This window comes from Kitasatospora sp. cg17-2 (assembly GCF_054031055.1).
The window spans coordinates 3,643,271-3,657,066 of the sequence record NZ_CM132923.1 but is presented as its reverse complement, the minus strand read 5'-3'; the positions used below and the strand labels follow the sequence as shown (position 1 = coordinate 3,657,066).

General features: G+C 72.9%; 11 protein-coding genes. 3 read left to right on the top strand and 8 right to left on the bottom strand.

What is annotated here, in order from left to right; genetic code table 11:
- Positions 1-84: 84 nt before the first annotated feature.
- The 4 genes from ACW14Y_RS15090 to ACW14Y_RS15075 form a co-directional block, all read right to left on the bottom strand.
- On the bottom strand, positions 85-1,152 hold the full coding sequence (locus tag ACW14Y_RS15090; protein ID WP_456987140.1) for an NAD(P)/FAD-dependent oxidoreductase: 1,068 nt from the start codon (positions 1,150-1,152) through the stop codon (positions 85-87).
- Positions 1,153-1,280: 128 nt separating this feature from the next.
- Positions 1,281-2,258: a sigma-70 family RNA polymerase sigma factor gene (locus ACW14Y_RS15085; protein WP_380391930.1), complete on the bottom strand. Its 978-nt coding sequence runs from the start codon at positions 2,256-2,258 to the stop codon at positions 1,281-1,283.
- A 135-nt stretch (positions 2,259-2,393) separates the two neighbouring features.
- Complete coding sequence (locus ACW14Y_RS15080; protein ID WP_456987137.1) at positions 2,394-4,292, bottom strand: ABC transporter ATP-binding protein; 1,899 nt, start codon at positions 4,290-4,292, stop codon at positions 2,394-2,396.
- Between the two features lie 245 nt (positions 4,293-4,537).
- On the bottom strand, positions 4,538-6,271 hold the full coding sequence (locus ACW14Y_RS15075; protein WP_380309432.1) for an ABC transporter ATP-binding protein: 1,734 nt from the start codon (positions 6,269-6,271) through the stop codon (positions 4,538-4,540).
- Between the two features lie 371 nt (positions 6,272-6,642).
- Here ACW14Y_RS15075 and ACW14Y_RS15070 point away from each other — a divergent pair, with 371 nt between their 5' ends.
- The 3 genes from ACW14Y_RS15070 to ACW14Y_RS15060 all read left to right on the top strand — a co-directional run bounded on the left by ACW14Y_RS15070 (position 6,643) and on the right by ACW14Y_RS15060 (position 10,453).
- Complete coding sequence (locus ACW14Y_RS15070; RefSeq protein WP_380309434.1) at positions 6,643-8,565, top strand: AMP-dependent synthetase/ligase; 1,923 nt, start codon at positions 6,643-6,645, stop codon at positions 8,563-8,565.
- An 81-nt stretch (positions 8,566-8,646) separates the two neighbouring features.
- Entirely contained in the window at positions 8,647-9,876 is a 1,230-nt protein-coding gene (gene hemW, locus ACW14Y_RS15065; RefSeq protein WP_380391923.1) for a radical SAM family heme chaperone HemW, read from the top strand.
- Between the two features lie 43 nt (positions 9,877-9,919).
- On the top strand, positions 9,920-10,453 hold the full coding sequence (locus tag ACW14Y_RS15060) for a Uma2 family endonuclease (protein ID WP_380309438.1): 534 nt from the start codon (positions 9,920-9,922) through the stop codon (positions 10,451-10,453).
- On the opposite strand, the gene ACW14Y_RS15055 is transcribed toward ACW14Y_RS15060, so the two are convergent.
- The 4 genes from ACW14Y_RS15055 to htpX form a co-directional block, all read right to left on the bottom strand.
- Positions 10,444-11,277 carry a DUF3097 domain-containing protein gene (locus ACW14Y_RS15055; protein ID WP_380309440.1) on the bottom strand — a complete coding sequence of 278 codons (834 nt, stop codon included), beginning with the start codon at positions 11,275-11,277 and terminating at the stop codon, positions 10,444-10,446. The genes ACW14Y_RS15060 and ACW14Y_RS15055 overlap by 10 nt on opposite strands.
- Before the next feature lie 20 nt (positions 11,278-11,297).
- Positions 11,298-12,077, bottom strand: coding sequence for a DUF2785 domain-containing protein (locus tag ACW14Y_RS15050; protein WP_380438089.1), 780 nt, complete (start codon positions 12,075-12,077; stop codon positions 11,298-11,300).
- Positions 12,078-12,144: 67 nt separating this feature from the next.
- Positions 12,145-12,732 carry a PspA-associated protein PspAB gene (pspAB, locus tag ACW14Y_RS15045; protein WP_380309444.1) on the bottom strand — a complete coding sequence of 196 codons (588 nt, stop codon included), beginning with the start codon at positions 12,730-12,732 and terminating at the stop codon, positions 12,145-12,147.
- Positions 12,733-12,804: 72 nt separating this feature from the next.
- Positions 12,805-13,725 carry a zinc metalloprotease HtpX gene (gene htpX / locus ACW14Y_RS15040; RefSeq protein ID WP_456987133.1) on the bottom strand — a complete coding sequence of 307 codons (921 nt, stop codon included), beginning with the start codon at positions 13,723-13,725 and terminating at the stop codon, positions 12,805-12,807.
- Between the last annotated feature and the right edge of the window lie 71 nt (positions 13,726-13,796).

Sequence of the window (13,796 nt, the reverse complement as noted above, 5' to 3'; positions counted from 1 at the left end):
GGCGGCCGGGGAGGACCCGGTCGCTCGCTCTCCACCGTGAGGGGCCCGGGACGCACTGCGCGTCCCGGGCCCCTCGCGCGTGCTTCAGCGCAGCGACATGACGACGCTCCTGAGGATCGCGGCCTTGACCAGCCGTCCGGTCCGGCCGGTGAGCACGGAGGGCCGCATCGAGTCGTCGCCGTGGATCAGCTGGACCACTCCGTCCCGCCGCCCGAGGCTCAGGCACTGCACGACGTAGCGGAAGGCGAACGGCTTGTCGGTGCGCCCGGCGAGCACCTTGCCGAGGTACTGGCCCTGCGGCAGGGCGGTGGCGCAGCCCATCCGCAGGGTGCCGGTGCCGGGGACGGTGACCTCGGCGGCGTCGCCGATCACGTACACCTCGGGGTGCGAGACCGACCGCAGGTGGTCGTCGACGATCGCCCGGCCGGCCGGGGTGACGGCGAGGCCGGCCTCGGCGGCGAGCGGGTGCGGTTCCATCGAGGCGGCCCAGACGACCAGGTCGGCGGGGATCCGGCCGTCGGCGGTGGTGAGGCCCTCGGTGTCGACGGCGGTGACGGTGGTGTGCTCGTGGATCGCGACGCCGAGCCCGCGCAGCACCCGGTGGACGTGGCCGCGGCCCTTGGCCGAGAACCAGCCGCCGACCTGGTCGGCGGCGACGATCCGCACGGTCCAGCGGGGGTGGGCCTCGGCGAGTTCGGCGGCCAGTTCGATGCCGGTGGCGCCGCCGCCGACCACGGCGACGGTGCCGGGGCGGTCGGCGGTGCGCAGCCGTTCGGCGATCCCGGCGGCGCGTTCGGCGGCGTAGGCGTGCTCGGCGGCGCCGGGGACGCCGTGCCAGGCGGTGCGGCTGCCGAGGGCGTGGACGAGGGTGTCGTAGGCGACGACCTCGCCGTTGTCGAGGACGATCTTGCGGCCGTCGAGGTCGATGCCGGTGGCGCGGGCCGCGATGTGGCGGACGGCGCGGCCGCGCAGCACCTCGGCGACGGCGGGCCGGTGCTCGGGGTGCCCGGCGGCGGTCTCGTGCTGCCGGACGCGGTGCAGGATCCGCTGCTCGGGGGCGATCAGGGTGACCTGGCCGCGCTTGCCGGCGCGGGTGGCGGCGGCGAGGCCCGCGTAGCCGGCACCCAGTACGACGATCTGCTTCTCGGTCATGTCGTCCCGCTCCTTCGTGGCGCCGTCGGCGGCGTCCTCTCCCGGCGCCCCCGGGGTGGCCGGGGAGCGCTCTCCGCGTGTTCGGAAGGGGGACGACGGAGCCGGTCGGAGTGTGACGGTGACCTGCGTCACACCGCCGGAGGGGTGTCGGCCGGGTTGAGGTGGGTGAGCTTCTCCGGGTTGACCACGGTGTAGGCCGAGGTGATCCGGCCGTCGGCGACGGTGAAGCCGACCACACCGCCGACCAGGCCCGGCTGCTGGTACCAGACCAGGCCGGGTTCGCCGTTGACCAGGGCGAACTCGATGACGGTGTCGGGCGTGCCCCACTTGGCGACCAGGCCGGCGACGAGCCGGGCGACCTTCTCCGCGCCGAACACCGGGCGGGCGCCGGCGGTGACGAGGCCGCCGCCGTCGGAGTGCCAGACCACCTCGGGGTCGAGGACGGCGAGCAGGCCCTCGATGTCGCCGCGGGCGGTGGCGGCGGCGAACGCCTCGACGGCCTGGCGGTGCTCGGCGGGGTCGGCGGTGGCCCGGCGGCCGCCGTCCTTGACCCGGCGGCGGGCGCGGGAGGCGAGCTGGCGGGCGGCGTCGGGGCTGCGGTCGAGGGAGGCGGCGATCTCGTCGAAGCCGACGGCGAAGACGTCGTGCAGCACGAAGGCGGCGCGTTCGGCGGGGGTGAGCTGTTCGAGGACGGCGAGCAGGGCCAGGGAGACGGATTCGCCGAGTTCGGCGAGCTCGGCGGGGGAGGCGGGGCCGCTCTGGTAGGAGACGGACGGTTCGGGCAGCCATTCGCCGAAGTAGGACTCGCGGCGGGCCCGGGCGGAGCCGAGCTGGTCGTAGCAGAGGCGGGTGACGACGGTGGTGAGGAAGGCCCGGGGGTCGGCGACGGCGGTGCGGTCGGCGGCGCGCCAGCGCAGCCAGGCCTCCTGGAGGACGTCCTCGGCGTCGGTGAAGGAGCCGAGCATCCGGTAGGCGACGGAGCCGAGGTAGCGCCGGTTGGCCTCGAAGGCGTCCGGGGCGGTGCCGCCGGTCGCGGCGTCGGTGCTGCCGGTGCCACCGCTGCCGGTGCTGGGCGCGGCGGTCGTCGCCGACGGGTCGTCACTCACGGCCCCACGGTAGCGTCCCGCCCCCGGGTGCGGTGGGGCGGGACGGCCCCGGACGTGCGGGAACCCGGGGCGGTCGGCCGTCGGGCCGGCCGCCCCGGGTTCGCGGAGAGGTTCGCCGGGAGGATCCTCCGGGAGTTACTCGACCTCGGCGACCGCCTCGGCGAACTGCGCCTGGTAGAGCCGGGCGTAGGCCCCGTCGGCGGCGATCAGCTCGTCGTGGCCGCCCTGTTCGACGATGGAGCCGTTCTCCATCACCAGGATCACGTCGGCGTCCCGGATGGTGGAGAGCCGGTGGGCGATGACGAAGCTGGTGCGGCCGGTGCGCAGCCGGGCCATGGCCCGCTGGATGAGCACCTCGGTGCGGGTGTCGACGGAGCTGGTGGCCTCGTCGAGGACCAGGATCGACGGCTGGGCGAGGAAGGCGCGGGCGATGGTGATGAGCTGCTTCTCGCCGGCGCTGACGCCGGTGCCCTCGTCGTCGATGACCGTGTCGTAGCCGTCCGGCAGGGTGCGGACGAAGCGGTCGACGTGGGCGGCCCGGGCGGCCTCGACGACCTGGTCGCGGGTGGCGCCCTCGGCGCCGTAGGCGATGTTGTCGGCGATGCTGCCGCCGAACAGCCAGGTGTCCTGGAGGACCATGCCGATGCCGGAGCGGAGTTCCTCGCGGGACATGGCGGCGATGTCGACGCCGTCGAGGGTGATCCGCCCGGAGCTGACCTCGTAGAACCGCATCAGCAGGTTGACCATGGTGGTCTTGCCGGCGCCGGTGGGGCCGACGATGGCGACGGTCTGGCCGGGTTCGACCTTGAGCGAGAGGTCCTCGATGAGCGGCTTGTCGAGGTCGTAGCGGAACGCGACGTCCTGGAAGACCACCCGGCCGCGCAGGGTGTCGGGGCGTTCCGGCATGGCCGGTTCGGGGGTCTGCTCGGCCGAGTCGAGGAGTTCGAAGACGCGCTCGGCGGAGGCGACGCCGGACTGCACCAGGTTGGCCATGCTGGCGACCTGGGTGAGCGGCTGGCTGAACTGCCGGGAGTACTGGATGAACGCCTGGACGTCGCCGATGCTCAGGGCGCCGCTGGCGACCCGCAGGCCGCCGACGACGGCGATCAGCACGTACTGGAGGTTGCCGATGAGCATCATCGCGGGCTGGATGATGCCGGAGATGAACTGGGCCTTGAAGCTGGAGGCGTAGAGGGCCTCGTTGTGCTCGCGGAAGGTGGCGGCGGACTCCTTCTGGCGGCCGAAGACCTTGACCAGGGAGTGGCCGGTGTACATCTCCTCGATGTGCGCGTTGAGCTGCCCGGTGGAGCGCCACTGCTGGACGAACTGGGGCTGGGCGCGCTTGCCGACGCGGGTGGCGACGACGACGGACAGCGGGACGGCGATCAGCGCGATCAGGGCGAGCAGCCAGGAGATCCAGAACATCATGGCGAGCACGCCGATGACGGTGAGCAGGGAGTTGATCACCTGGCCGGTGGTCTGCTGCATGGTCTGGCTGATGTTGTCGATGTCGTTGGTGACCCGGCTGAGGACCTCGCCGCGGGGCTGCTTGTCGAAGTAGCTGAGCGGCAGCCGGGCGAGCTTGGCCTCGGTGTCCTGGCGCAGCCGGTAGCCGACGCGCTGGATGGCGCGGGCGGCGAGGCGGCCCTGGACGACGCCGAAGACGGCGGAGGCGACGTAGATGGCGAGGACCCAGAGCAGGATGCTGCCGATGGCGTCGAAGTCCATGCCCTGGCCGGGGGTGAAGTCGACCGAGGAGATCAGGTTGGCGATGTCGCCGTCGCCGCGGGCGCGCATGGCGTCGACGATCTGCTGCTTGGAGGAGCCGGCCGGGAAGCGGCTGCTGACGACGCCGGCGAAGATGAGGTCGGTGGCGTGGCCGAGGATCTTGGGGCCGACGATGGCGGCGCCGATGCTGAGGACGCCGAGGCCGAGGACGCCGGCGATCAGGGCGCGTTCGGGGCGGAGCAGTTTGAGCAGCCGCTTGCCGGAGGTCTTGAAGTCCATGGACTTCTCGGCGCCCTGACCGCCCATGAAGCGGCCGGGTCCGGCGGGGCCGCGGCGGGCGGCGGCGGACTGGGAGTCACCGGCCGGCGCGTCGGGTCCGCCGGGTCCGCCGGGTCCTCCGGGTCGTCCGCCCGGGCCGCCCGGGCCGCCGGGTCCTCCCGGTCGTCCGCCCGGTGCCTTGGCGAAGTCCGGTCGTCCGCCGGGGCCGCCGGGGTCGCCCGGCCGTCCGCCGGGTGCTGCGTCGGGCCCGGGTGCGGGCCTGTCGGGGCTGGTCACGCCGCCTCCTGCTCGGTGAGCTGGGAGAGCACGATCTCCCGGTACGTCGGGTTGCCGGCCATGAGCTCGCCGTGGGTTCCGGTGCCGACCACGGCGCCCTCGTCGAGGACGATGATCCGGTCGGCGTCGCGGATGGTGGAGACGCGCTGGGCGACGATCACCACGGTCGCCTCGGTGGTCTCGCGGGCGAGCGCCTTGCGCAGCTTGGCGTCGGTGGCGTAGTCGAGCGCGGAGAACGAGTCGTCGAAGAGGTAGATGTCGGGCCGGCGCACCAGGGTGCGGGCGATGGCCAGGCGCTGGCGCTGGCCGCCGGAGACGTTCCCGCCGCCCTGGGCGATGGGCGCGTCCAGGCCCTCGGGGAACTTCTCGACGAACTCCTTGGCCTGGGCGATCTCCAGCGCGTGCCAGAGCTCCTCGTCGGTGGCGTCGGGCCGGCCGTAGCGGAGGTTGCTGGCGACGGTCCCGGAGAACAGGTAGGGCTTCTGCGGGACGAGTCCGACGCTGTCCGAGACGGCGCCGGGGTCGAGCTGCCGGACGTCGACGCCGCCGAGCAGGACCTGGCCGGAGCTGACGTCGAAGAGCCGGGGGACGAGGCCGAGCAGGGTGGACTTGCCGCTGCCGGTGGAGCCGATGACGGCGGTGGTCTCGCCGGGGCGGGCGGTGATGTCGATGCCGCGCAGCACGGAGGCCTCGGCCCCGGGGTAGCGGAAGTCGACCTCGCGCAGTTCGAGGTGGCCGCGGCGCAGCACCTCGGTGACGGGGTCGGTGGGCGGTACGACGCTGGAGTCGGTGCCGAGCACCTCCTGGATGCGTTCGGCGCAGACCTCGGCGCGCGGCACCATCATGAACATGAAGGTGGCCATCATGACGCTCATCAGGATCTGCAGCAGGTAGGAGAGGAACGCGGTGAGCGCGCCGATCTCCATGTCCCCGCTGTTGATCCGATGGGCGCCGAACCACAGGACGGCGACGCTGGAGATGTTGACGACCAGCATCACGCTCGGGAACAGGTAGGCCATCAGCTTGCCGACCTGCAGCGAGACGCCGGTGAGGTCCTCGTTGGCGTCGGCGAACCGGTTCTGCTCGTGGTCGTCCTTGACGAAGGCGCGGATCACCCGGATGCCGGTGATCTGCTCGCGCAGCACCCGGTTCACGGTGTCGATCTTCTCCTGCATGCTGCGGAAGCGCGGGCGGAGCTGGCGGACGAGCACGGCGACCACGACGGCGAGGGCGGGGACGACCGCCAGCAGCAGGCCGGAGAGCGGCACGTCCTGGTTGAGGGCCATGATGATGCCGCCGATGCACATGATCGGCGCGGCGACCATCAGCGTGAACGACATCAGGACCAGCATCTGGACCTGCTGGACGTCGTTGGTGGTGCGGGTGATGAGGGACGGGGCGCCGAACTGGCCGACCTCGCGGGCGGAGAAGCCCTGGACGCGGTCGAAGACGGCGGCGCGGATGTCGCGGCCGACGGCCATGGCGGTGCGCGCCCCGTAGTAGACGGCGGAGATCGAGCAGAGGGTCTGGAGGACGGTGACGCCGATCATCACGGCGCCCACCCGCAGGATGTAGCCGGTGTCCCCCTTGATGACGCCGCTGTCGATGATGTCGGCGTTGAGTGTGGGCAGGTAGAGCAGCCCGAGGGTGGACACCAGCTGGAGCAGCACCAGCAGGGTGATCGGTCGGGAATAGGGGCGGAGGTACGCCCTTAGCAGTCTGATCAGCACTGGCTCACTCTTGTCGTCGGCGGCGTCGTTGGCATCCCAATTCTCGTTGTTCGGAGGGCTCGTACAGCCGATTCCGGGCAAGCGAGCCGGATCTTTGTCCGGCTCTTTGCCGAACGTTCCGGGCGGCGGGGTGGTGCCGGGCACCGATGGTTCGGCAGGGTGCCAGCTCGGCCCGCCCTCTTACGGAATGACCGGTTTCCCCCTAGGCTGCTGAAAGCCCTCTTGTTACTCACTGGTACCGGCCCGGTTTGCGTCAGGCGGGCCGGCGACCGCCCCCACGGCCGCCGCGCGTTCCGTCCGCGGTGCCGGCCCCAGCCGCAGACCCGTCCCTCCACGTCCATCGGACGGCCACCCGCCCCCGGAGGTCCTCGTTGAGTTCCGCGCAGTCCCTGATCGACTCCGGCCGTCCCGACCTCGTCGCCGGGCGCCCCACCTCCGTCGCCCACCTGTTCCAGGAGCGGGTCGCGCTGACCCCCGGCGGTGAGGCCTACCGCTACCCGGTGCCGGTGGACGAGCACGCGGCGGACAGCACCCCCGGCGCCGAGCAGTGGCGGTCGCTGACCTGGGCGCAGACCGCGACCCGGGTGCACGCGGTGGCGGCGGGGCTGCTGTCGCTGGGCATCGAGGCCGAGGACCGGGTCGCGCTGGCCTCCTCCACCCGGCTGGAGTGGGTCCTGGCCGACCTCGGCAACATGTGCGCGGGCGCGGCCACCACGGCCGTCTACCCGAGCACCAACGCCGACGAGACCGCGTTCATCCTCTCCGACTCCGGCTCCCGGGCCATGTTCGCCGAGAACACCGCCCAGCTGGACAAGGTGGTCGCCGAGCTGGACCGGCTGCCCGCGCTGGAGACGGTGGTCCTCTTCGACGCGCCCGACGGGCCGCCCGAGGCCGGCCGGCTGAAGGTGCTGTCCTTCACCGAGCTGGAGCGGCTCGGCGCCGAGTACCTGGCCGCGCACCCGGACGCGGTGGAGAAGGCGATCGCCGCGCTCGACAAGGAGCAGCTGGCGACCCTGATCTACACCTCCGGCACCACCGGCCGCCCCAAGGGCGTGCGGCTGGTGCACGACTGCTGGGCGTACGAGGGGCGGGCCCAGGAGGCCAGCGGGCTGCTGGCCGCCGACGACGTGCAGTTCATGTGGCTGCCGCTGTCGCACGTGTTCGGCAAGACGCTGATCTCGGGGCAGATCGCCACCGGGCACGTGATGGCGCTGGACGGCCGGGTGGACCGGATCATCCACAACCTCCCGGTGATCCGGCCGACGATCATGGCCTCGGCGCCGCGGATCTTCGAGAAGGTCTACAACGGCATCGCCGGCAAGGCCAGGGCCGAGGGCGGCGCCAAGTACAAGATCTTCCTGTGGGCGGCGCGCACCGCCCGCGGCCACGCCCGTGCGGTGCAGGAGAGCCGGGTGGCGACCGGGGTGGGCACCGCGCCGGTGGGGCTGCGGCTGAAGCACGCGATCGCCGACCGGCTGGTGTACGCGAAGATCCGGGCCGCGTTCGGCGGCCGGCTGCGCGGGGCGGTGTCCGGCAGTGCCGCGCTGGCGCCCGAGATCGGCTACTTCTTCGTCGGCGCGGGCGTGCCGATCCTGGAGGGCTACGGCCTGTCCGAGACCAGCGCCGGCTCCTGCGTCAACCGGGCCGAGGACATCCGGGTCGGCACGGTGGGCCGTCCGCTGCCGGGCACCGAGGTGCGGATCGCCGAGGACGGCGAGATCCTGCTGCGCGGCCCCGGCGTGATGCGCGGCTACCACAACCTGCCGGAGAAGACCGCCGAGGTGCTGGAGTCGGACGGCTGGTTCCACACCGAGGACATCGGCGAGCTGTCCCCGGACGGCTTCCTGCGGATCACCGACCGCAAGAAGGACCTCTTCAAGACCTCCGGCGGCAAGTACGTCGCGCCGAGCGAGGTGGAGGGCAAGTTCAAGGCGGTCTGCCCGTTCGTCAGCAACATCCTGGTGATCGGCAACGGCCGCAACTTCTGCACCGCGCTGATCGGCCTGGACGAGGCCGTGATCATGCCGTGGGCCGCCGAGCACGGGATGGCCGGCAGCTCCTACGCCGAGGTGACGGCCGACCCGAGGACCCACGAGCTGATCGAGGGCTTCGTCCGGCGGCTGAACGGCTCGCTGCAGCGCTGGCAGACGATCAAGAGGTTCCACCTGCTGCCGCGCGACCTGGACGTCGAGCACGGCGAGCTCACCCCGAGCCTGAAGATCAAGCGCCCGGTGGTGGAGCGGACCTACGCGGACGAGGTCACCGCGATGTACTCGGGCGCCAACGAGGCCTGATCCCGGCCCCGCTGCGCCGCGTGCCGGCGGCGTCCCGTACGGCCCGGGGGGATCACTCCGGCCGTACGGGACAATGGGGTCATGCCCTCCGCACTCCCCGACGGTGAACCGGTACCGTCCGACGGCTCCCTGCCCGCGCACGCCCTCGACGGGCTGGGCTCCCGGCCGTTCGGCTTCTACCTGCACGTGCCGTACTGCGCCAGCCGCTGCGGCTACTGCGACTTCAACACCTACACCGCCACCGAGCTGCGCTCCTCCGGCACGGTCGCCTCCCAGGAGACCTACGCGGACAACGTGGTCGCCGAGGTCAGGATGGCCCGCCGGGTGCTCGGCGACGCCGCCCCGCCGGTGCGCACCGTCTTCCTGGGCGGCGGCACCCCGACCCTGCTGCCCGCCCGCGACCTGGTGGCGATGCTCGCCGCGATCCGCGAGGAGTTCGGGCTCGCCGAGGGGGCCGAGGTCACCACCGAGGCCAACCCGGAGTCCGTGGACCCGGCGTACCTGGCGGAGCTGCGGGAGGGCGGCTACAACCGGATCTCCTTCGGCATGCAGTCGGCCCGCCCGCACGTGCTGCAGCTGCTCGACCGCCACCACACCCCCGGCCGCCCCGAGGCCTGCGTCGCCGAGGCGCGCGCGGCGGGCTTCGAGCACGTCAACCTCGACCTCATCTACGGCACCCCCGGCGAGTCCGACGACGACTGGCGGGCCTCCCTGGACGCCGCGATCGGCGCCGGCCCCGACCATGTCTCCGCCTACTCGCTGATCGTCGAGGAGGGCACCAAGCTGGCCGCCCGGGTCGGGCGCGGCGAACTGCCGATGATCGACGACGACGTGCACGCCGACCGCTACCTGATCGCCGAGGAGGCGCTGGCCGCGGCCGGCTACTCCTGGTACGAGGTCTCCAACTGGTCCACCACCCCCGAGGGCCGCTGCCGCCACAACGAGCTGTACTGGACCGGCGGCGACTGGTGGGGCGCCGGCCCCGGCGCGCACAGCCACGTCGGCGGCGTCCGCTGGTGGAACGCCAAGCACCCCGCCGCCTACGCCCGCGCCCTCGCCGAGGGCCGCACCCCCGCCCAGGGCCGCGAGCGCCTCGCCGCCGAGGACCGCCGGGTCGAGCGGATCCTGCTGGAACTGCGCCTGGCCGAGGGCATCCCGCTGGACCTGCTGACGGAGACCGGACTGAAGGCCGCGCGCCGGCACCTGGCCGACGGCCTCCTCGCCCCGGAACCCTGGGCCGCCGACCGCGCCGCCCTCACCCTCCGCGGCCGCCTCCTGGCGGACGCGGTGGTACGTGACCTGGTGGACTGACCCGCGCTAGCTTTCTCCTGTGACGACCGATGGACACAGGGTGATGGCGCTATTCGAAGGGCTGGAAGTCCCGGAAGGGTGGAGGGCGGAGCTCATCCGTGGCGAGATTGTGCTGAGCATGAGCTCGGACCTGACTGCCAACCTGATCACCGCAGCTGTGCGGGACCAGATTCCGCATCATCGCTGGCACGGTTTGACCACGCAGGACGTGGCCTTCGTCGGTGCGCTCAGCGAGCCCCAGCCGGACCTGGTCGTGTTCGAACGCGGGGCGGTCGACGGTCCGGGGCGTCTGGTGCCCGCGCCCGCCGTGACGCTGGTCGTCGAGGTCGTCTCGAAGACCAGCGTGCTGCGCGACTACCGGACCAAGCGGGAGCTGTACGCCGAGGGTGCGATCCCCGTGTACCTGATCGTCGATCCGATCAAGGGCCTCTGCGTCCTGCTCACCGAGCCGGCCCGGGCGGCGGCCTCGGGGCTGCCCGACTACGTGGCCGAGCGGACCACCAAGTTCGGCGAGCCGGTTCCGGTGGACCTGCTGGGCATCACGCTCGACACCACGGAGTTCCGGCCCTACTCCTGACCCGGCAGGGTCACGAAGTCGATCAGTTCCTCGACCTTGCCCAGCAGCTCGGGCTCCAGGTCCCGGTAGGAGTCCACCTTCGACAGGATGCGCTTCCACGCCGCCGGGGTGTCCTCGGGCCAGCCCAGGCGGCGGCAGGTGCCGGTCTTCCAGTCCTCGCCCCGGGGGACGGCGGGCCAGGCCGGGATGCCGACGGAGGAGGGCTTCACGGCCTGCCAGACGTCGATGTAGGGGTGGCCGACGACCAGGACGTGCGGGCCGCCGGCCTGTCCGGCGATGCGGTGCTCCTTGGTGCCCGGGAGCAGGTGGTCGACGAGGACGCCGAGGCGGCGCTCCGGGCCGGGGGCGAATTCGGCGACGATCGCGGGCAGGTCGTCGACGCCCTCCAGGTACTCGACGACCACGCCCTCGATCCGCAGGTCGTCGCCCCAGACCCGCTCCACCAGCTCGGCGTCGTGCCGGCCCTCGACGTAGATCCGCGACTCGCGGGCGACCCTGGCCCGGGCGCCGGGGACGGCGACCGAGCCGGAGGCGGTGCGGGCGGGGGTGCGGGCCGGGGCGGGGCCCGAGGGGCGTACCAGGGTGACCGTCCGGCCCTCCAGCAGGAAGCCGCGGGGGACCAGCGGGAACACCCGGTGCTTGCCGAACCGGTCCTCCAGGGTGACGGTGTGGCCCTCGGCGGTCCGCTCGCAGCGCACCACCGCCCCGCAGAAGCCCGTCGCCGCCTCCTCGACCACCAGGTCCCGCTCGGCGGGCACCTCCGGGGCGGGTGCGGTCTTCTTCCACGGCGGGGTCAGGTCGGGACCGTATTGGCGGCTGCGCATTCCTCGGAGTCTACGAGGCGTCAGCCGGTGAACGGCGAGTTCAGCACCAGCAGCTCGGCGATCCGCGCGCGCAGGGCCGCGGAGTGCGGCAGCGGCACCGGTGCGCCGCCGCGTTCCGTGCGGACGCCCCGGTCGGCGAGCACGTAGACGGCCCGCAGGGTGCGCAGGGTGTTGGAGACGACGGCGGGGACGGCGCCCGCGGTCGCGGAGGGGCGGCGCGGCGGCTGCGCGGCGATCGGGTCGAGCCAGCCGAGGGCCTGGCGCTCGGTCAGCTCCGGGCGGGTGAGGATCTGGGCGACGGCGCGGCCGAGCCGGTCGTCCTCCATGGCGTCCAGTACGTGGTCGGTGGGGGCCAGCAGCCGGGCGGTGACCAGGTCCAGCAGCGGGGTCGGGTCGGCGAGCAGCGGGCCGCGGCCGAGGGCGGCCAGCAGGTCGGCGCCGTGGGCGACCGCGTGCAGCCAGCCGAGTTCGGGGTCGAAGCCGCGCAGGTCGGTCTCGTCGACGTACCAGCGGGCGAAGGCCTCCAGCCAGGCCGGGCGGTGGGCGCCGTGGTCGGCGAGGTCGGCGAGGACCAGCGGGGCGAAGGTGCGGGCCTGGATCTCGGGGTCGGTGAGGCGTTCGGCCATCTCGTCGCCGAGCGCGAGGCGCTGTTCGGGGGTGAGCAGCGGCACCCAGCGGCACAGCTGCTCGTAGGCGAGGCTGTCGCGGACGTGCGGGTCGGGCGAGCGCAGCGCGGCGCTGACGGCGGCGAGCGTGTCGGGAGTGGGGGCGGCGGATTCGAGCGCGGTCCAGTTGATCACGGGGCGGACCCTAGGGGCGGGGGCGGCCGCGGGCCACCGATTTACCGGGCCGGGGGCGGCCGTCGGCTCACAGTCCCGGCGCGCCCCAGACCGGGAACCAGCGGGTGAGGTCCTTCTCCAGCCGCAGGTCGTTGCCGAGCATCGCGTTGACCTGCAGTTCCAGCGGGTTGTCGCGCTTCTCCCCGCCGCCGGGCAGCGGTGCGAAGGGGTAGAAGGTGCCGCGCTTGTACAGGTAGACGAGGGCGAGCGGGCGTCCTCCGTCGGCGTCGCGGAAGCCGACCAGGGAGCAGAGCAGCTGGGGGCCGAAGCCGTGCGCCTCGAGTTCGCTGTTGACCGCGTGCAGGTCGTTGACCAGTTCGGGCAGTTCCTCGGGCGTGTGCCGGGCGAGCAGCCAGGAATAGCCGTAGGAGTCCTTGGAGGCCTCGACGGGGACGCCGCCGCGTTCGGTGTCGGCGTCGAGCAGGGCCCGGACCTGCCGTTCGACCTCGTCGAAGGCGCCGCCCTCGACGGAGGCGAAGCAGACCGAACCGAGCCCGGTGGGCCGGAAGCCGGCCGCGGCCTCCAGGGTGAGGGCGGCGGACGGTACGCCGAACAGCTGGTCGAGGTCGGGCTTGACGGGCTTGGTGCGGCCGAACAGCGTGTCCAGGATGCCCACGGCGGTCCTTCCTCGTCGAAGAGCGGGTGCGGAGGCGGGTGCGGGTGCGGGGAGCGGTGCGGTACGGGCGGCTCAGTGGCCGAGGTCGGAGGAGATCTTCGCCAGCTGGGCCAGCCGCTGCTCCAGCGACGGGTGGGTGGAGAACAGCTGGGTGGCGGCCTCCCGGGCGCTGAGCGCCGGCGCGAACCAGAACGCGTTGTACGCCTGCGACTGGCGCAGGTCCCGGGTCGGGATGGCGGCGATCTGGCCGGTCACCTTGGTGAGCGCCGAGGCCAGCGCGCTGGGGCGTCCGGTGAGCTGCGCGGCGGCCCGGTCGGCGGCCAGCTCCCGGTAGCGGGAGAGCAGCCGGGTCAGCAGGAAGCTGATCGCGTAGACGGCGATCGACACCAGCGGGATCACCAGGGCGGCGATCGCGGCGTTGGAGTCGTTGTTGTTGCGCCCGCCGCCCATGAAGCCGCCGTACATGGCGATCCGGGTCATCGCGCCGGCCAGCACGCCGAGGAAGCCGGCGATCGTCATCACGGCGACGTCCCGGTGGGCGACGTGCGACAGCTCGTGGGCGAGCACGCCCTCCAGTTCCTCGGGCTCCAGCCGGCGCAGCAGGCCGGTGGTCACGCAGACCACCGCGTTCTGCGGGTTGCGGCCGGTGGCGAAGGCGTTCGGCATGTCGTTGTCGGCGACCGCCACCCGGGGTTTGGGCATGTCGGCGAGCGCGCAGAGCCGGTCGACGGCGCCGTGCAGCTGCGGGTACTGCTCCGGGGTGACCCGGTGGGCGCCCATCGCCCGTTCGGTGATCCGGTCGCTGAACCAGAACTGGGCGACGAAGAGGCCGCCCGAGATCAGCACGACGATCGGCCACGCGCCGCGCAGCAGCACGATCAGCAGACCGGTGAATCCCACGTACAACAGCCCGATCAGGAACATCGTCCCCACCATGCGGCCGGTCAGGCCGCGGTCGGGGGCGAAGCGGGTGTGCTGGCCCGAGCTCGACATCGCTGCTCCTCCGTTCGCCGTCCGCTTCCGATGCTGCCACCGGGCGGGCCCCGCGGCATCACCCGCGCGCC

Coding starts and splice junctions, on each gene's coding strand:
- hemW (WP_380391923.1), top strand. CDS start 8,647: ATGCCCTCCGCACTCCCCGACGGTGAACCGGTACCGTCCGACGGCTCC.
- ACW14Y_RS15055 (WP_380309440.1), bottom strand. CDS start 11,277: ATGCGCAGCCGCCAATACGGTCCCGACCTGACCCCGCCGTGGAAGAAG.
- ACW14Y_RS15090 (WP_456987140.1), bottom strand. CDS start 1,152: ATGACCGAGAAGCAGATCGTCGTACTGGGTGCCGGCTACGCGGGCCTC.
- ACW14Y_RS15080 (WP_456987137.1), bottom strand. CDS start 4,292: ATGGGCGGTCAGGGCGCCGAGAAGTCCATGGACTTCAAGACCTCCGGC.
- htpX (WP_456987133.1), bottom strand. CDS start 13,725: ATGTCGAGCTCGGGCCAGCACACCCGCTTCGCCCCCGACCGCGGCCTG.
- ACW14Y_RS15060 (WP_380309438.1), top strand. CDS start 9,920: ATGGCGCTATTCGAAGGGCTGGAAGTCCCGGAAGGGTGGAGGGCGGAG.